The 16610-nt window shown below is 65.4% G+C and carries 19 protein-coding genes; 7 read left to right on the top strand and 12 right to left on the bottom strand.

Annotation, left to right across the window (positions count from 1 at the left end; genetic code table 11):
- Positions 1-32 precede the first annotated feature (32 nt).
- The 3 genes from C437_RS00400 to C437_RS00410 all read right to left on the bottom strand — a co-directional run bounded on the left by C437_RS00400 (position 33) and on the right by C437_RS00410 (position 4017).
- A complete protein-coding gene (locus tag C437_RS00400) occupies positions 33-1007 on the bottom strand; it encodes a beta propeller repeat protein (protein WP_004514898.1) in 975 nt (324 codons plus the stop codon).
- A 42-nt stretch (positions 1008-1049) separates the two neighbouring features.
- Positions 1050-3182: a pentapeptide repeat-containing protein gene (locus C437_RS00405; RefSeq protein ID WP_004514899.1), complete on the bottom strand. Its 2133-nt coding sequence runs from the start codon at positions 3180-3182 to the stop codon at positions 1050-1052.
- Between the two features lie 67 nt (positions 3183-3249).
- The gene (locus C437_RS00410) at positions 3250-4017 is read right to left on the bottom strand and encodes a hypothetical protein (RefSeq protein WP_004514900.1); all 768 of its coding nucleotides are present in this window, start codon (positions 4015-4017) and stop codon (positions 3250-3252) included.
- 126 nt (positions 4018-4143) lie between these two features.
- On the opposite strand from C437_RS00410, the gene C437_RS00415 reads away from it, so the two are divergent.
- A complete protein-coding gene (locus tag C437_RS00415; RefSeq protein WP_004514901.1) occupies positions 4144-4440 on the top strand; it encodes a UPF0175 family protein in 297 nt (98 codons plus the stop codon).
- The gene (locus tag C437_RS00420) at positions 4437-5018 is read left to right on the top strand and encodes a DUF3368 domain-containing protein (protein ID WP_004514902.1); all 582 of its coding nucleotides are present in this window, start codon (positions 4437-4439) and stop codon (positions 5016-5018) included. The genes C437_RS00415 and C437_RS00420 overlap by 4 nt, the downstream gene beginning before the upstream one ends.
- Here the strand turns inward: C437_RS00420 and uvrA are convergent.
- Positions 5015-7996: an excinuclease ABC subunit UvrA gene (gene uvrA, locus C437_RS00425; RefSeq protein ID WP_004514903.1), complete on the bottom strand. Its 2982-nt coding sequence runs from the start codon at positions 7994-7996 to the stop codon at positions 5015-5017. The genes C437_RS00420 and uvrA overlap by 4 nt on opposite strands.
- 135 nt (positions 7997-8131) lie before the next feature.
- Between uvrA and C437_RS00430 the strand changes: the two genes are divergently transcribed.
- Both C437_RS00430 and C437_RS00435 read left to right on the top strand, forming a co-directional pair.
- A complete protein-coding gene (locus C437_RS00430; protein ID WP_004514904.1) occupies positions 8132-8710 on the top strand; it encodes an LURP-one-related/scramblase family protein in 579 nt (192 codons plus the stop codon).
- A gap of 52 nt (positions 8711-8762) precedes the next feature.
- Positions 8763-10169 carry an LVIVD repeat-containing protein gene (locus C437_RS00435; RefSeq protein WP_004514905.1) on the top strand — a complete coding sequence of 469 codons (1407 nt, stop codon included), beginning with the start codon at positions 8763-8765 and terminating at the stop codon, positions 10167-10169.
- A 25-nt stretch (positions 10170-10194) separates the two neighbouring features.
- On the opposite strand, the gene C437_RS00440 is transcribed toward C437_RS00435, so the two are convergent.
- From C437_RS00440 to C437_RS00450, 3 genes are read right to left on the bottom strand one after another with little or no spacing between them, the layout of a single operon-like run.
- Entirely contained in the window at positions 10195-11595 is a 1401-nt protein-coding gene (locus tag C437_RS00440) for a DUF402 domain-containing protein (protein WP_004514906.1), read from the bottom strand.
- Positions 11592-11966 (bottom strand): DUF7532 family protein, encoded by a 375-nt coding sequence (locus C437_RS00445; RefSeq protein ID WP_004514907.1) that lies wholly within the window; start codon positions 11964-11966, stop codon positions 11592-11594. The genes C437_RS00440 and C437_RS00445 overlap by 4 nt, the downstream gene beginning before the upstream one ends.
- Positions 11967-12010: 44 nt before the next feature.
- Positions 12011-12172 carry a preprotein translocase subunit Sec61beta gene (locus C437_RS00450; RefSeq protein ID WP_004514908.1) on the bottom strand — a complete coding sequence of 54 codons (162 nt, stop codon included), beginning with the start codon at positions 12170-12172 and terminating at the stop codon, positions 12011-12013.
- 115 nt (positions 12173-12287) lie between these two features.
- Between C437_RS00450 and C437_RS00455 the strand changes: the two genes are divergently transcribed.
- Positions 12288-12554 (top strand): thioredoxin domain-containing protein, encoded by a 267-nt coding sequence (locus C437_RS00455; protein ID WP_004514909.1) that lies wholly within the window; start codon positions 12288-12290, stop codon positions 12552-12554.
- Between the two features lie 45 nt (positions 12555-12599).
- Here the strand turns inward: C437_RS00455 and C437_RS00460 are convergent, their stop codons facing one another.
- The 5 genes from C437_RS00460 to C437_RS00480 form a co-directional block, all read right to left on the bottom strand.
- Complete coding sequence (locus C437_RS00460; protein ID WP_004514910.1) at positions 12600-13025, bottom strand: PAS domain-containing protein; 426 nt, start codon at positions 13023-13025, stop codon at positions 12600-12602.
- Between the two features lie 145 nt (positions 13026-13170).
- Entirely contained in the window at positions 13171-13839 is a 669-nt protein-coding gene (gene npdG, locus C437_RS00465; RefSeq protein ID WP_004514911.1) for an NADPH-dependent F420 reductase, read from the bottom strand.
- Positions 13840-13888: 49 nt separating this feature from the next.
- Positions 13889-14278 (bottom strand): hypothetical protein, encoded by a 390-nt coding sequence (locus tag C437_RS00470; RefSeq protein WP_004514912.1) that lies wholly within the window; start codon positions 14276-14278, stop codon positions 13889-13891.
- A gap of 74 nt (positions 14279-14352) precedes the next feature.
- On the bottom strand, positions 14353-15225 hold the full coding sequence (locus C437_RS00475; protein ID WP_004514913.1) for a TIGR01548 family HAD-type hydrolase: 873 nt from the start codon (positions 15223-15225) through the stop codon (positions 14353-14355).
- A gap of 19 nt (positions 15226-15244) precedes the next feature.
- A complete protein-coding gene (locus tag C437_RS00480; RefSeq protein ID WP_004514914.1) occupies positions 15245-15658 on the bottom strand; it encodes a UPF0146 family protein in 414 nt (137 codons plus the stop codon).
- Between the two features lie 30 nt (positions 15659-15688).
- Between C437_RS00480 and C437_RS00485 the strand changes: the two genes are divergently transcribed.
- Positions 15689-16210, top strand: coding sequence for an archaemetzincin family Zn-dependent metalloprotease (locus tag C437_RS00485; protein WP_004514915.1), 522 nt, complete (start codon positions 15689-15691; stop codon positions 16208-16210).
- Positions 16211-16278: 68 nt separating this feature from the next.
- Complete coding sequence (locus tag C437_RS00490) at positions 16279-16494, top strand: hypothetical protein (protein WP_004514916.1); 216 nt, start codon at positions 16279-16281, stop codon at positions 16492-16494.
- Positions 16495-16610 lie beyond the last annotated feature (116 nt).

Below are 16610 nucleotides of genomic sequence, written 5' to 3' on the forward strand. Positions count from 1 at the left end.
TTCGAACTGAGTTTCTGGCCGAGAAAACGGGGTCAGACGATAGCCAGCCCGCTCGGAACCTGCGTGTACTCGGCCGGCCAGCCCTCGTCATCAGGGCCGTTCCAAGTCCACGTTTCCCCACGTTTCGACTGGAACAGGCCGTGGTTCGTCAGCGCGAGAAAGCCGCCGTCCGGGTCGGATGCCAGAATTGGTCGGGCCAGTCCCGCTGGCCCCGGCAGGCTGTCCATCGACCGTGTCCACCGGTCGCTGTCGCACTGATACACGTAGCTCTCGCCGCTGGTGCTGTGCGCAGACCGCGGCCCGCTGGCTGCCGAGACGAGTACACAATCGGGGTCATCGGGATGGACGGCCAGCCCCCACACGTACCGATGCTCCAGGCCCTTCTGCGGATAGGTCCATGTCGCCCCGTGGTCGGTCGACAGCGCGAAGCCGTCGCCGGCAGCGGTGTACACCCGGTCGGGGGCGTCGGGGTGGGTCGCCAGCGTGTGGTTGTCCCGCCGCGCGCCGTCGGGGTGGTCGACCCATGTCTCGCCGCCGTCGGGACTGCGGACGAACGCGCCGGCCTCGATGGCGACGTACACCTGCTCTGGGTCGTCCGGCGCGAGGGCAATCCACCGAACGTGGTTGGTGTGGGGCCGCGGCGGGAACGACCACCGCGACGCCGAGTCGAGCTCGGTCAGTCCGGGACGCTCTGTCCACGTCTCGCCGCCGTCAGCCGAGCGGTAGACCGCGCTCGGCTCCGTCCCGGCCCAGACCACGTCAGCGTCCTGTGGGCTGACCGTGACGCTCGTCACGCGGTCGCCGGCATCGAGGACTTCCGCCCACGTCGCGCCGCTGTCGGTCGTGCGCTGGAGGCCAGTGCCGGCGGTACCCACGAAGGCACGATTCGGTTCGGCGGCCCCCGCGGCGACGCACTCGATATCGTGACCGAGAAGGCAGTTGTCCCAGCCGTTGCCGCCGTCTCCGACGAGGATGCGGTCCCCGAGCGCGGCGTAGACGGTGTCCATAAGCCGACTGTACGACGCCCGAGCGAAGAAAGCTGGTGGTGGTCAGCGACTGACCGAGCGTGTCAGCGCGAAGACGTACAGCGCGACGAAGAACCCGCCGAGGAACGCCTCGGACTGGGCGAGGATGCTCACGGTCGGGTTACTGACCTCTCCGACGCCGCCGAGGAAGAAGGCGATGAACGACCCGAGACTGAGCTGGGCGTACTGACTGACGCTCCCGAACAGCTCTGGCGCGATAGCGAGGTACAGCCCTGCGTAGGCGGCGATGAGCACCGCAGACGCCGCGAGCGTGTACGACGCCCGCTCGCCGTAGCCCGTGGTCACGAACAGAAAGGCGTTCATCCCCCAGCGGGCGAGCGCCCGGCCCCGATCTCGCAGGGACGCGCCGCCGTCGCGGACGCGCTGGGCGTGACAGCGCCGCCGATAGGCCAACTGCGACATGAAGAACTCGGAGGCCGCGGTGTTGTCGGCGATGTCGTTCGCGCCGTTTTTCGCCCGGAGGTACGTCACCTCGCCGGCGGCGGCCTCGATTCGTCCCTCCGTTGCCGTCGAAAGGCGCTCGAAGGTCGCGCTCGCGTCGGGTTCGAGCGTCCGGTCGATGGCCCGTTCGGCTGCAAGCTCGGTCGCTGTCGCCGGGTCGTCAGCTGACGGGTCCGTGCCGTCAGCCCGGGTTTCGACCGCGTCGTCGAGCGCGGCCGGGTACGCCAGTGCGGTCCGCAGTCCGTCCCGTAGCGCGCTATCGAGTTCGTGGAGGCGGTAGTTCGATTCTTCGAGGTCGATATCGTCGTCGTCACGGAAGTCAAAGCCCGCGAACCGCGTCCGGTAGAACGCGACCCTGTCGAGCCCGCTCTCGGTCCCGGTGCCCTCGAACCGGACCGTTCCCAGTGTCGCCCGGTCCAGGTCGTACACGGCGGCGTCCGCGTCCGGCTGCCCGAACACGCCGTCCTCGACTGTCGCCCCCGAGAGCGAGACGACCGCGACCCCGTTCGGTCCGACCGTCTCCGGACGTAGCTCGGCCGTACCGACGGTGCAGTCCTGAAGCCGGACGGTGCCCAGACAAGACACGTCCGCCGCACGTAGCCGGTCGATTGTGCTGTCCTCGAACCGTGGGCTCGCCAGCGTCGCTCCGTCCAGCTGGAGGTCGGTCACGTTTGCGTCGACGAACGACGAGCCGACCAGCGTCGTGTCTGTGGCGTCGAGTCGCTCGATGTCCGCTCCGGCGAAGTCGGCACCCACGAACATCGAGTCGTGGACCACCAGCTTCATCGAGACGGCCGCGTCGGCGAAGGTCGCGTCGGTGAACGTCACCGCCGGAAGGTAGAGCCGCTCGGCCTCGACCCGCTCGAAGACGGCCTCGTCGTAGCTGGTCTCGTTGAAGTAGCCGCCGCTGAACGCCGCGCCGTAGAACCGCGCTGTGCCGAAGTCCGCCCACCGGAAGTCCGCTTCGTCGAAGGTCGCGTGGTAGAAGTCTCCGGTCCCAAACTTCGCCTCGTCGAAGTCGGCCATCTCTAAGGTGGCGTGCTGGAACGACCCGTCCTCGATGGTCGCCCGGTCGAAAGCGGCGTCGGTCACCGACGCCCGGTCGAAGGTTGCGGTCCCGAGAGTCGCGTCACGGGCGTCGATTTCGGCCAGCACCGCGCGCTCGAACCCAGCGGTGTCCAGTCGGGCGTCTCGGAGGTCCACCCGGTCCGCCGACACCCCGTCGAACGCCCCCTCGGCTATCGTTGCCCCTCTCGCGTCGATGTCGTGGTACGTCCCGTCGAACCGCGCGGTCCCGGTGACCGTCGCACCCCGGAGGTCGAGGCGCTGGCCGAACTCGCTGTCGGTACAGTCAAGCCGGCCGATTGTCGCGCCGCGGAGGTCGACCGGATGGTTGTCGGCGGCATCGACAACCGCGTTCGACAGGTCGAGACCGTCGAAGGTGGCTCCGATGAACTGCTTCGACCGCTTGCGGTCCTTACGGCTCTCGTTTGCGTCCCCAGCTATTGCATCCAGAAACGCCTCGGACACGTCCACGCCGTCAGGGACTGCCTCGGGCCGGCAGTGGAATGGACAGCGCTCTCGGTCTTCGAGTGCGCCGTGTGGACAGTGCCACTCCTGTTCGGGCTCACCGTCCCACTCTGCGGGGTCGTACGTGAACCTACAGCGGCTCTCGGCGCGCCCCGACCAGCCCATCGTTATCAGAACTGGTCGACAGGCAGGGTGATAAGCGCTTCTACACCCGTTGCCGTTGTGTTACGTCCTACGGCGTCCACCAGCGCAGCCCGACCATCACGAACACGATGGCCAGTTGCATCAGGCCTTGCAGGCCGCCGAGCTTGGCGTTTCGCATCCCGATGTCGGAAACGAGGTCCACGTCCGGGTTCTCGGAGACGACCTGCCGGTAGATACGGACCTCACCGGGCAAGATGACGCCAAAGCCCTGCACGGACAGCAGCGTCACGATACCGAGCGTGGCGACGATCCACCACGAGGTCATCGCGAAGGCGGGCAGTGCCGTCACGAGATACGCGCCCGAGCCCACGACGGCGACGCCGAGGGCGCCAAGCGTCTTCGGGTCGGTCAGCGCGTCGAACTGGTAGCCGATGAGGAGCATAACTGGGATGAGGGTCGCGGCAGTGAGCAGCGCCAGCCACGGGTCGGCGTTGGGGAACTTTCCGAGCCTCAGCGCCAGCAGGATGCCGCCGGCGATGGTCACCGTCGCCAGTGTCGGCATCAGGAAGGTCATCTTGGGCGTAAACGACGCGAAGAAGTCGGCCCGGACCTCGGGCTCCTGGCCGCCCAGCACCGGTCCCAACACGAGGCCCATGAACAGGTCGATACCGGTCCACAGCACCCCGGCCATCACGTGTACGTAGGTCAGCGCGCGGATGTTTCCGCTGGCGAGTGCCCCCGCGAACGCGATAAGCGGGACAGCAACCGCCCCGACGGCAAAGGCGGGGTTCGCCTGCTTCGCCAACCCACCGATACCCCGTTTTCGTTCGACACGATCCGCTGTCGACTGTGCCATCTCTGCTATATCAGGTTTCGCGACCGTCAAAAGCGTTGGTGGCTCGTATGGGGATTTATACGAAAGTACGGCCCAATCTGGGAGTATGGCCGCACGCTTAATACGATGCAATGCGTTGTATTTCATATGGAGAACGTCACGACTCGAATGAGTGATACGGAACTCGATCTGGTGGCGCGTCTCGCTGAGGCGAAAGGAGAGAGTCGGAGCGATGCCATCCGGCAGGCAATCCGTCAGGGTGCCCGCGAGGAACTCATCCGTGTCGCCCTCCAGCGCTATCAAGAAGGAGACGTGGGAATGCGCGGGGCGGCGGAGTTAGCGGGACTCACCATCGCGGAGATGATGGCCGAAGCGAATGACCGTGGGGTGCTGTCGAACTACGATGAGGCCGACCTCGCAGACGACGTGGATGCGCTACGATGACCTGGAACGGGCGGGTCGTACTTCTTGATGCGAGCGTTATTATTGCATTAGCTGAAACCGGATCGATTGATTTACTCGATTCCGTGCGTGGCGGATTAGTCGTCCCTCGGGCGGTAAAATTCGAGATCTCGAAAGAGCCTGCTAAATCAGCACTCGACACCTGCATAGATGAAGGGAACATCGTTCAAACTAATATTCTCGCCTGGGCCGGAGAGGAAGATCAGGATGAACTCGTGTCCGATTCAGCAACTCGACTCGGGAACGATCCTGGGTCGGTTATCGATACCGAAAGTAAAGTTCCAATGATCGTCAACGGCGATGTTGCACTGCTCACCGGCGCTCAACTTGCGGACGAGTGTGTCGTCATCACCGATGACAAACCGCTCCGGCAGGCTTGTAAGTCGATATCGATACCGGTTTCGGGGACAATCGGTGTACTCGTTCGTGCCGTGGAAACCGGAGATATCGAACCAGACACTGCAAAGGAGACGCTCTATGCGATGGATGAAGTCGGGGCTCGCCTCAGTGCAAGTCTAGTGAAGCGAGCGGAGCGATTGATCGACGACGCGGCCGATTAGTCGTCGTCCGCGGCCGGCTGCTCGGCCGCCGTGTCGCGGTCGGCGCGTGGCCCCTCAAGCTCGACGTTCGGCAGGAGGTCACGGAGATACTGTCCGGTGTAGGACGCTTCGGTTCGGGCCACGCCCTCCGGGGTCCCCTGCGCGACGAGTTCGCCGCCGTTCTCCCCGCCCTCGGGACCGAGGTCGATAATCTGGTCGGCGTTCTTTATCAGGTCGAGTTCGTGCTCGATGACAACCACCGTGTTGCCGTCGTCGGTGAGCCGGTGGAGCACGTCGATGAGCTTGCGCTCGTCTTCGGGGTGGAGTCCGGTCGTCGGTTCGTCCAGCAGGTACAGCGTCTCGCCGGAGTCTTTCTTCCCGAGTTCCTCGGCGAGTTTCACGCGCTGGGCCTCGCCGCCCGACAGCGTCGTCGAGGGCTGGCCCAGTCGCATGTAGCCCAGGCCCACGTCCTTCAGGAGTTCCAGCCGGCGGCGGATGCCGCTGTGGCTCTCGAAGAAGTCGTAGGCCTCCTCGACGGTCATCTCCAGCACGTCGGCGATGGTCGCGCCCTTGTAGGTCACGTCCAGCGTCTCGTCGTTGTAGCGCGCGCCGCCACACTCCTCGCAGGGGACCGTCACGTCCGAGAGGAAGTTCATGTCGATGGTGACCGTCCCCTGGCCGCCACAGCCCTCACAGCGGCCGCCCTTGACGTTGAACGAGAACCGGCCGACCTCGTAACCGCGCTGTTTCGAGAGGCTCGTCTCGGCGAACAGCTCGCGGATGTGGTCGAAGACGTTGGTGTAGGTCGCCGGGTTCGACCGCGGGGTGCGGCCGATGGGTGACTGGTCGATGAGCCGCACCGTCTCGATGTCGTCGAGGCCGTCGATGGCGTCGTGCTCGCCGGGGTTCACGTCGGTGTCGTTCATCCGACGCACCAGCCCCTTGTACAGCACGTCGTGCATCAGCGTCGACTTGCCGGAGCCGGAAACGCCCGTGATGGCGGTGAACGTCCCCAGCGGGATGGATACGTCGAGGTCGGCGAGGTTGTGCTGGCGAGCGCCCCGGATTGTGAGCTCGCCGTCGGCCTCCCGGCGGCTGTCGGGCACCGGAATCGTCCGCTCGCCCGAGAGGTACTCCCCGGTGACCGATTCGTCGGTGTCGATGACCTCGTCCATCGGGCCGTTGACGACGACCTCGCCGCCGCGCTTGCCCGGCCCCGGACCCATGTCGATTATCTGGTCGGCCCGGCGCATCGTCTCGGTGTCGTGTTCGACGACGAGCAGGGTGTTCCCGAGATCCCGGAGCTCTTCGAGCGTGTTGAGCAGGCGGTCGTTGTCCCGCTGGTGGAGGCCGATAGAGGGCTCGTCGAGGACGTACAGGACGCCGACGAGGCCGCTCCCGATTTGCGTTGCGAGTCGAATCCGCTGACTCTCCCCGCCAGAGAGCGTCGAGGCCTCCCGGTCCAGCGTCAGGTAATCCAGACCAACCTCGGTCATGAAGCCGAGGCGGGCTCGGATCTCCTTGAGGATCTCCTCGGCGATCTTCCGGTCCCGGGCCGAGAGGTGCTCTTCCATCCCCTCGAAGAGCTCCAGGGCGTCGCCGATGGACATCTCGTTGACTTCTGTTATTGAGGTCCCGTCCACCAGCACCGCCCGCGATTCGGCTTTCAGCCGTGTCCCCTCACAGGCCGGACACGTCGTCGTCGCCATGAACTCCTCGATGTGCTCGCGGGCGCGGTCGGAGTCCGTCTCCACGTGTCGCCGCTCTAGGTTCGGGATGACGCCCTCGAACCGCTCGGTCTTCTCACGGGTCCCGTTCTTGGTCCGCCACTCGAAGTGAACTCTGCTGTCGGTGCCATAGAGGAACTGCCGCTGGATGGACTCGTCGAGTTCCTCGAACGGCGTCGTGAGGTCGACGCCGAAGTGCTCGGCGACGTTGTCGAGCTGGCGGGAGTAGTACGTCCGGTCGTAGCTCCATGGCTCGAAGACGTGCTTGAGCGGCTTCGTCGGGTCGGTGACGACGAGGTCCTCGCTGACCTCCTTGGTTTCGCCCAGTCCCTCACACTCCGGGCAGGCCCCGTGCGGTGAATTGAACGAGAACGACCGCGTCTCGATTTCGGAGATGTCGATGCCACAGTGCGTGCAGGCGAGATCTTCGGAGAGTTCGACGACGACGCGGTCCGAGGTGGCTCCGTCGTCCGCTTCGTCCCCGTCGGCGAGGTCGCCGGTCGCTCTGGCGTCGGACCCGCCGAGCGTCTCCGCCGCGCCCGCCGCCGGGTCCGGCAGGATGACTTTCAGCGTCCCGTCGGCCTCTTCGAGCGCGGTTTCGACGGAGTCCGTGATACGCGAACGGGCATCCGGCGAGATTTTCACGCGGTCCACGACCACGTCGACGGTGTGGTCGTAGTTCTCGTCCAGTTCGGGCCGGTCCAGCGTGAGGTCGAACTCCTCGCCGTCGACCTCGACGCGGCTGTAGCCGTCGCCCACGAGGTCATCAAACAGGTCCTCGAAGGCCCCCTTCTGGTCGCGGACGACCGGCGCACACAGTTTGGCGCGGGTGCCCTCAGGGAGTTCCAGCAGCCGAGAGACCATGTTCTGTGCGGACTGCTCACCGACCTCGCGGCCACATTCCGGGCAGTGTGGCGTGCCGACGCGAGCGTACAGCAGGCGGAGGTAGTCGTGGAGTTCGGTGACAGTGCCGACCGTCGAGCGGGGGTTGTTGGCGGCGTTCTTCTGGTCGATAGAGATTGCCGGCGACAGCCCTTCGACGTTCTCGACCTGGGGTTTGTCCATCTGCCCCAGGAAGTTCCGTGCGTAGGCCGACAGCGACTCGATGTAGCGCCGCTGGCCTTCGGCGTACACCGTCTCGAATGCGAGCGAGGATTTGCCCGACCCCGACAGCCCCGTCACGACCGTCAGCTCCTCGCGTGGAATCTCCACGTCGACGTCCTTGAGGTTGTGTTCCTCGGCCCCTCGGACCTCGATAATATCCTTGCTCATCTTTGCATCTTTGTTGGCCGGCAGGGGGGAAACCCTGTCGGTTCGGGTGCCGATAGACGACCCATCGAACCTGACTGTTTTTATTTTGAACAGTATAGCAAAAGATTTACCATTGAAATTAAATAGGATATTGGTATGGGAACAAGCGACTACGACATTACGGGGATTGAGCTCTCCGACGACAGCTACACGGTCGAACAGAGCCTGATACGCAACAAGTACAAGGCGATGGACGCCGCCGGGAACGTCGTCCTCCGCGGGAAACAGAAGATGCTGAAGATGAAAGAGCAGTTCCCGTTCGTTGACGCGAACGGCGACGAGGTGTTCGAGGTCAACGCCGGCGGCATCATTGACGTGGCCGGCAACTACGTCCTCACTGACTCCAAGACCGGCGAAGACATCGTTATCCTCGACAACGACTATTCGATTTTTCAGGACACGTGGAAGATTCGCGACGCCAGCACCGAGGCCAAGATCGCTGAAATCAATTCCCAGGGCGCGCTCGTGACCATCGCCCGCAACGTCGTCCCGTTCGGCGGCTGGATACCCCACAAGTACGAAATCACTGACCAGGACGGCAACCACGTCGGCAACATCGACGGGCAGTTCTCGCTGAAGGACCGCTACGAGATCACCATCGACGACGCCAGCACGGTCCCCAAGGAACCGATTATCGCCGCGGCGATGGTCATCGACGCGATTCAGGGGAACTGACTGGCCCGCGGGCACCGGAATCCTTCTTGCCCTGGCTCCCTCAGAGGCGGCTATGCGCCGCCGGACGGTCCTCCGCCGACTCGCCCTCGCAGGAACAGGTGTTGGTCTTGCCACTGGGCCGACCCGCGGTCATCCGACGCCGACGGGCGACGGGACGGCCGAGCCCGCGGCCTCCGACACCCCGACCGGCGGGGACCCGCTGGGCGTGCTGGAGATGGAGACGGTGTACGAGGCCGTCACCAGTCCCGACGGCCACACGGCCTACGTCGCAACGGGTGACGGCATTGCGCTCGTCGACCTCGTCACACCGACCAGTCCGCGGCTGCTCAGCCGACGGACCGACCTGCTGGCCGAGAGCGACAATGGCCCGATACAGCGCGTGCAAGACCTCGCCGTCAGCGACGGCCGACTGCTGACTGCCGGGCCCGCTCACCCCGCTGACGGAGCCCACGGTCTGGTCGTCTTCGACGTGAGCGACCGGCGGGACCCGTCCCAAATCGCGGGCCTCGAACTCGACACGCGTATCCACAACTGTCACTTCGACGGCCGCTATGCCTACTTGACCGCGAACGACCGCGACGGCAACCCACTGATCCTGGTCGACACCGACGCCGAGCAGGAAGTCGGAGAGTGGTCGCTGCTCGACGCTGGAGAGGCCTGGACCAACGTGCCGACGAGCCTCTGGCCGCTACACGACGTGTGGGTCCAGGACGACCGGGCCTACTTAGCCTACTGGGACGGCGGGACGTGGATCGTCGACGTGTCGGACCCGAGTGACATCTCGCTGGTGGCGAAGGTTCGCGGGCGCTCGCCGGAAGACCTGGCCGCCGTCGAAGACCCCGGCACCGAACGGAGCGAACCGCCGGGCAACGACCACTTCGTGACGGTCGACGAGGACGCGTCGCTGCTGGGCGTCGGTGGCGAATCATGGGACCTCGCTGACGACGACAGCGGCGGCCCCAGCGGCATCGAACTGTACGACATAAGCGATCCCACCGATGTCGAACTGCTATCCACGCTTGACCCGCCGCCGACCTCGGACCCGTCGCCGGGGGGCATCCTCACGACGGCGCACAACTTCGAACTGACCGACGACCGCTGTTACTCGGCGTGGTACAACGGTGGAGTCCGGGTCCACGACCTGACCGACCCGACCGCGCCCGACCTCGCCTTCGAGTGGCGCGACACCGAATCGACCTCTTTCTGGACCGCCCAGCGGGCCGCCGGCTGTTTCGTCGCCGGGAGTACGAACGCGAGCCAGGGGACGGAGGTCCAGCCCGGGCTGTACACGTTCCCGGACCCGCAGATACGGACGCCGGCGGCCACAGATAAGGAGGCTGGCAGCGACAACGGCACTGACGGCACCTCTCTGGGCGTCGGCGGCCCCGGCTTCGGTGTCGGGTCGGCGGTCACAGCGGTCGCGCTGGCAGCATGGCGCGCCCGACGCCGACAGGACTGACGCCGAGCAATACGACTATCACCTGCTACTCCAGCGCGCTCTTGACCGCAGCGGCGACGCTCCGGGCGCGCTCGGCCAGCGTCTCGGGGACGTGCCCGCGCTCGACGGCCGCGTCGAGTTCGTCGTCGTCGACCCGCTCGACGGTGCCGTCGGCGTGTTTCACCACGTCGACGTGGAGGTCGACGTAGCGGGCGGTGTCGGGGAATATCTCGACGGGCGTACAGACGTTGACGTAGGTCCCCTTCTTCTCGCCGTCGCTGTCGCGGTACACCGTCGGATACCACCAGCGTCCCTCCTTGACCTTCGTTTCCGCGATATCGCCAGCCTCCTTCGGCACGCCGAGGGCGTCATAGGTACCGCCGGCGGACATCTCCCGTTCGATGGTCACTGTGCCGTCGTCGTCGACTGACTGGACCTCGCCGTCGCCCAGCGTGATGAGGCGGCCGTCGGGCTTGCCGTGGCCCAGCGACACCGACCCGCCGACCTGCGGGCCGAACTGCCGGGCCGTCACGGCGAAGGGAAAGTCCGTCTCGCCAGTCTTGGGGTCGTCACACAGCGCCTCGACGTAGTCGACGGCGGCGCTGGCCGCGCGGTCGCCGGCCTTCACGCGATGGTGGCCCGGCATCGTCGCCGTCACCTCGCGGCGGGCCTCGTCCAGCGCGAACCGGCTCTCGCGGCCAAACCAGAGCCACGTCGTTGCCAGCCCCTCGTCGTAGCGGGTGGGCGCGCAGTCCTCGGGGGTGGCGGCCCCGTCCAGTGACTCATCGATGGCCGCCGCGCGGTCGTTGGCGGCGTCGAGGGCCTCGGCCAGCGCGTCGAAGCTCGCGTCCTCGCTCGCCGACTCCCACGAGACGCCCCAGCCCTCTCGCGGGTCCGCGGCGATGAGGTCCAGCATCGCCGGGCCGCCGGTTCCGGACGAGCTGGCGCTCCTACCACGGACCAGCGTCAGCAGCGATCCGCGGACCGCGACGGTCGTGTCTAGTACGGGCCGGCCGTTCGTCCACGGCGCGCTCGCCTCGACGACCTGCACCCGCAGCGTATCGCCCGTCTCGACGCGCTCGTCCGAGGACGAGTACGGAAGAAACCCTTCGCCGTCGCCGAGGTCGACGACGGCCCCGCTGCCCAGCGTCTCGGTCACAGTGCCGGCGTAGACCGCGCCCTCGGGCGTCGGGTCGTCCCAGCGGAGCGTGTCCCGGCCGAGTTCCGTCAGGCGGTCGCTGATTGGTTCGGCAACATCGCGGTCGCCGACGACGCCGACGCCCTGCTGGTCGTCCGTCGTCGTCACGGTGACCGCCGCCCGCTCGTCGGCGAACTCGCCGCCGAACCGCGATTCGATGGGGCCCGACGCCTGGACGACCTCGTGGCCTGCCTCGCGCAGTAACTGGGTCAGCGCCGTCGCGTAGATGCCCCTGACCCGGACGGTCATAGCGCGTCCTCGTCGGCGGCGAAGCGGACCCGCCCGTGGACCGTCGGCCCCAGCGACAGCTCCACTTTCTCGTCGGTCAGGACCCGCCCGCCCTCAACCGGGGCGCCCCAGGTGTCGAACCGCAGATAGCCGCGGATGTCGTCGGCGTGGGTGAACAGGTCGCAGTACTCGACGGTGTGTTCCTGAATCTCGCTGGAACTGTGGGCGATGTCCATATCCGAGTACACCGTCTCGCGGCCGTCGAAGAAAGATTCGAGCTCTGCGGCTGCATCGTCAGTCGCCGCGACGACCGCCTCGGAGGCCGCTTCGATGGTGTCCTGATCGAGCCCGGCGTCACGGAGCGCCTGCTGTTCGCGTTGCGTGAAGTGCATACCCGCGAGTCAGTGGCGGGGAGAGGAAAACAGTGCGGAATCGCCTACACGATCATCGCGTTCAGCACGAGCATCAACAGCCCGAACATGACGCCGGTCGCGACGATTGTTCGGGGGTCGATACGGATCGTGTTCTGGTCTTCGGCGTCGAAATATCGGACCAGTCCCGCACTGGACATCAGTCCGCCGCCGTCGCTGCCACTCATACTTGAGGGTGGTGTATCACCAACACTAAGCCTTTCGGGTCGACCGCGATTGCATGCGGTGGGTACATATGGATAACCCTTATCAGATACCGCGGGCTAACACGAACAGAGTACTATGACGGTTACACTGAAGGACTTCTACGCGGACTGGTGCGGCCCTTGCAAAACGCAGGACCCAATCCTCGAAGACCTCGAAGAGGAGTGGACAGACGTCGAGTTCGAGAAGGTCAACGTCGACGAGGAGCAGGACGTCGCCAACGAGTATCAGGTACGCTCCCTCCCGACGCTCATCATCGAGAACGACGACGGCATCGTTGAGCGGTTCGTCGGTGTCACGCAGGCGGACGACATCGACGACGCGCTGCAGCAAGCCTCGGCGTAACGCGGCTTTCGCGGTTCGTCACACCGGCCAGTAGGGACCGCTGGCTCACTTGTGTTCGGCCAGCCCCGAATCGTCGATTTCGTCGACGGCGACCACTATTCGTCCGCCTTCGAGCGCCGTCACCATCTTCGACTCGGTGACGGTGGTTTCGTCGGCCCGCAACCCCTTGCTCTGGCCGGTCCATTTCCTACCGCTTCTAACGACCGGACTGACGTGCGTTCTGATGTGCTTGCCCTCGTCGCTCGGGTGGAGTTCCGACCAGTGCGTGCCGACCAACACCTCCGAGTCATAGCCATAATACGAGGCGTAGGTCTCGCCGACTCGCTCGAAGCGGTCGTCCGTGCCAGCGTCCCGTCGCTGGCGTCGGGGAAGGGCAGGGCTGCCGCGGAAGCGGGACCCGTGACAACGGTACTGTCGGCGGTCGGGCGGTCGCAGTATGACTGTCGGCGGTTGGGCGGTCGCGGCAGGCATACCGCTCGCCGTCGGCGAGCGGTTTCACTCCGAGCGCGCTCGCAGAGCGCGACTCGGAGGTCGTTTTTAGCGTAGATTTTTGCGAACCCGCTCCCCACAGCGCGCTCTTCGAGCGCGCGAGGAGAGGGGGTGACGTAAAAAGGTACTATTGGAACCGCACACCGAGGTCGTGCAGGCCGTCGTTGTGGCGGGCGACGTTGATGAGCAGCGGTGTCAACCCCTCGATTTCGGCGGCGTTAGCGAGCGGACCGCCATCAAGGGCGCGAATCCCCTCGATACCTTCGGCGAGTTCACAGACGGTGTCCTTGGCGTCGGTGTCGTCGCCGACGACGATTGTGTCCCAGTCGAGGTCGGCGTCGAGGTTTGCGAGGCGGCCGGCCGCGAGGTTGTGGAACGCACCGACGACGGGCGTATCGTCGGGGGCGGCGTTTGCGGCCAGTTGTGTGACGCTGCCGGCCCCGGGGCGGTTGTAGTGAAAGCCATCTTCGTCGCGTTGCATCCCGACGGCAGGGGCAACAAGCGTGGTGTTGTCGAGTTCGTCGGCGACGGCGTCGATAGTATCGGTAAGGTGGTATGCGGGGACAGCAGCGACGACTACGTCGGCGCGAGCGGCGGCCTCCTCGTTCACTAGGCCGGCGATAGAGGGGTCGTCGTGGCCGCGGCTGGCCAGCTCCGTCTCGTACTCCTCGGCCTTGTTCGCTGCCTTCTGGGCCTTCCGGGAGCCGATGAGAATCGTGTGGTTGGTGTCGTCAGCCCAGCGGAGGGCGAGGCCTTGGCCGATGTCTCCAGTACCGCCAAGCAACGCGATGTCCATACGTACGGCGTAGGCCGACCACTGAATAAACGTTGTGTGACAGGTTCACTCAGGTGTATTCTTCCCACGCCCGGTCGAACCCGCCGGCGAAGGCAACGTACAACGCGCTTCCGAGGCCAACCAGATAGCTGAGCCACTGGGTCGCGACGCCAGCGACTGATGTAGCCCCGAGTGCGAGAGCGAATATCGTCGAGAGCGGGACCATCACAAAAAAGAGGACGATGATGAACATCCCGACGCGACCCGGTCGGTGAACGGAGTCGAGGATATGATCCCGTTCGCGCATCGTCCAGTAGGCCGCAACGAGACCGAATAGCTGGCATATCACGGCATACAGCGGCACCAGATCCACCGACGGCTCGCGGATGACCGCGCCCCCGACGAGCCCGGCCCAGATGCTTACCAGAAACGCCCAGCCGAACGTCGGCAGTCGTCGCATACCCGGGTTCTCTGTTCCGCCGGTGAAACCGTTGCCGTTTGCTGGTCAGTTGGGAGCCAGCGACCGACGCTCGATTACGCCGTGTCGAGAAGCTCGGGGAGGTTGGTGACCGACCCGACGACGGCGCTCGCGCCGTTGTTGGCGAATGTCTGGCGGCCAGTGTCGCCGGTCAGCCCACCGGTCAAGACGCCGATGCCGTAGTACACGCGGTCGTCGTCGGCCGCGTCGGCGTTGACTGCCGTCGCCACGTCGTCGAGGGTGTCCCCGGCGAAGGCGATCCGCTCGGCGTCGAACCGCTCGGCCAGCGTCCGCAGGGCAGCGGGGTGGGGCTTGCCCTCCTCCCAGTCGTCCATGGTGAAGCGGTGTTCCGGCGGCAGGTCGAGGCCGACGCGCTCCAGCGCGATGTCGGCCTCGGCGGCGGGGCGGCCGGTGACGACGCCGACGGCGAAGCGTTCACGCAGGGCCGACAGCGTCTCGTCGTCGACAAGCAGCGGCTCGTCGTGGATATAGCCCGGCGCGTCAAACGGCGGCTCGCCGCCCTCGATATCACGGTAGAGATCAGTACCGAGATACAGCGCCTGGAACACGTCCCGGAGCTGGTCACGGTCCCAGAAATCGAACACCCGTTTTTCCGCCGGGTCATCGAGCAGGTCGCGAACCACTGCTTCGGCCGCGTCGAGGCCGCCGCCACGCTCGGCAATAGCGTCAGTAAACGCCGCTATGTCGGCGACGGCCGACTCGCGGCAGGCGAGAACGAACAGCGCCGCTGCGTATGTCAGCTCCCAGTCGTTGTTGAACCCGCCGGCGTCCTTGAACTGCTGGACCGCTGCCTTCTCGATCGTATCGTCATACACTCGGTCGATGGATTCGATAATCGCCCGGCGATAGGAGTCGGCCACGTCCACCAGCACGCCGTCGATGTCGAGGACGACCGCGTCGACTTGCATAGGCGGGCGAAGGCGGGCCTCACTCAAGCGCTTTGCTATCTTTCACCCGGTACAGCGTCTCCCCGCCCGGGAGCTGTTCCCGGTCGACGCCGACTGTCGGCTGGTCGCCGCCAAGCGTCGTGAACCAGAACGCCGCCTCGACGGCGTTGGCGACGGCCAGTGTTGGCCGGTGCAGTTCAGGCGGGAGATTCCGGGCGAACACGACATCTGCATCCTCATACAGAGACCGGTCAGGGTTGAGGATATCATCCACGACGAACCGGACCTCTTCGGGGACCTCCCGGTCGACGATATCCGTCGCGGTCACATCCACGCCCCGGTCGGCCAAAGCCCCGGCTATGTCAGGGCGGTTTCCGATGCCGACCTCGACGACGGAATCGACGGACGCCAGTCGGTCGACGAGCGGGTCGGTGGTGTCGGTCACGTCGTACAATTTATGAGATGCGGGCGCATATGCGTTCCCATGCACGTCGACATCGTGCCGGTGGGCGAGGTCTCAGCCCAGGTCAAACGCGAGGCCTCGGACGGGCTTCGCTCCGTCTACGACTGTGAGGTCTCGATGCACGAGCCACAGTCTATTCCCGCCGGCGCGTACGATGGGGACCGCGACCAGTACCGCGCAGAGGAGTTTATCGACCTCGCCCGCCGGGTCGGCTCCGGCGGTAAAAACATCGCTATCACGCCGAAAGACCTCTTCTATCGCCGTCGAAACTACGTTTTTGGACTCGCATACCTCGGTGGTTCTGGCAGCGTCATCTCCACGTACCGGCTCCAGACATCCTCCGACGGCGGCTTTTCGAACCGCTCGGCCGGCGAAATCTTCTCACAGCGGGTCCGCAAAGAGGTCGTCCACGAGGTCGGCCACACGCTCGGGCTGGAACACTGTGACAACAAACGCTGTGTGATGAACTTCTCCCCCACCGTTAGACAGGTCGACGTCAAAGAGGTCTCGCTGTGTGGCTCCTGCCAGCGGAACGTTCTGTAGTTTGCGAACAGATACCAAACTGTTTGGGGACGCCGCACATTCTTCTGTGGTACTTGTACACATACGCGATGAGCAAGAGCCAGTCCCCCGAACGCGTCGCGGAACTGCGAGACATCTTCGTGTCGGTCACCGGCGATGAATCGATCACTGAGTCCCAGGCCGACGACCAGACCGACCGCGAACTCGACCCCGACGAGGAGTTCGACCCCGAGGAAGTTGCCGACGGCCTCGACGACGCCGTCGCCGGGTCCGAGACAAGCGGTGGCAGCGACCCTGCGGCCTGACACCGCGGATTGTTCCTACGGCTCGTGATTGCGAGTAGCGGCTGAACCGTCGGGAATAGCGGTTCCACCGGAGTCCCGTTCGCGACTGACCTGTAGGTTTCTCGAAAACGGAACCA

Origin of the sequence: Haloarcula vallismortis ATCC 29715 (genome assembly GCF_000337775.1) — an archaeon.
Lineage (GTDB): Archaea > Halobacteriota > Halobacteria > Halobacteriales > Haloarculaceae > Haloarcula > Haloarcula vallismortis.

Excerpts from the sequence above, each read along its gene's own strand:
- C437_RS00400 (WP_004514898.1), bottom strand. The coding sequence starts at position 1,007 with ATGGACACCGTCTACGCCGCGCTCGGGGACCGCATCCTCGTCGGAGAC.
- C437_RS00405 (WP_004514899.1), bottom strand. The coding sequence starts at position 3,182 with ATGGGCTGGTCGGGGCGCGCCGAGAGCCGCTGTAGGTTCACGTACGAC.
- C437_RS00410 (WP_004514900.1), bottom strand. The coding sequence starts at position 4,017 with ATGGCACAGTCGACAGCGGATCGTGTCGAACGAAAACGGGGTATCGGT.
- C437_RS00415 (WP_004514901.1), top strand. The coding sequence starts at position 4,144 with ATGGAGAACGTCACGACTCGAATGAGTGATACGGAACTCGATCTGGTG.
- C437_RS00420 (WP_004514902.1), top strand. The coding sequence starts at position 4,437 with ATGACCTGGAACGGGCGGGTCGTACTTCTTGATGCGAGCGTTATTATT.
- uvrA (WP_004514903.1), bottom strand. The coding sequence starts at position 7,996 with ATGAGCAAGGATATTATCGAGGTCCGAGGGGCCGAGGAACACAACCTC.
- C437_RS00430 (WP_004514904.1), top strand. The coding sequence starts at position 8,132 with ATGGGAACAAGCGACTACGACATTACGGGGATTGAGCTCTCCGACGAC.
- C437_RS00435 (WP_004514905.1), top strand. The coding sequence starts at position 8,763 with ATGCGCCGCCGGACGGTCCTCCGCCGACTCGCCCTCGCAGGAACAGGT.
- C437_RS00440 (WP_004514906.1), bottom strand. The coding sequence starts at position 11,595 with ATGACCGTCCGGGTCAGGGGCATCTACGCGACGGCGCTGACCCAGTTA.
- C437_RS00445 (WP_004514907.1), bottom strand. The coding sequence starts at position 11,966 with ATGCACTTCACGCAACGCGAACAGCAGGCGCTCCGTGACGCCGGGCTC.
- C437_RS00450 (WP_004514908.1), bottom strand. The coding sequence starts at position 12,172 with ATGAGTGGCAGCGACGGCGGCGGACTGATGTCCAGTGCGGGACTGGTC.
- C437_RS00455 (WP_004514909.1), top strand. The coding sequence starts at position 12,288 with ATGACGGTTACACTGAAGGACTTCTACGCGGACTGGTGCGGCCCTTGC.
- C437_RS00460 (WP_004514910.1), bottom strand. The coding sequence starts at position 13,025 with ATGCCTGCCGCGACCGCCCAACCGCCGACAGTCATACTGCGACCGCCC.
- npdG (WP_004514911.1), bottom strand. The coding sequence starts at position 13,839 with ATGGACATCGCGTTGCTTGGCGGTACTGGAGACATCGGCCAAGGCCTC.
- C437_RS00470 (WP_004514912.1), bottom strand. The coding sequence starts at position 14,278 with ATGCGACGACTGCCGACGTTCGGCTGGGCGTTTCTGGTAAGCATCTGG.
- C437_RS00475 (WP_004514913.1), bottom strand. The coding sequence starts at position 15,225 with ATGCAAGTCGACGCGGTCGTCCTCGACATCGACGGCGTGCTGGTGGAC.
- C437_RS00485 (WP_004514915.1), top strand. The coding sequence starts at position 15,689 with ATGCACGTCGACATCGTGCCGGTGGGCGAGGTCTCAGCCCAGGTCAAA.
- C437_RS00490 (WP_004514916.1), top strand. The coding sequence starts at position 16,279 with ATGAGCAAGAGCCAGTCCCCCGAACGCGTCGCGGAACTGCGAGACATC.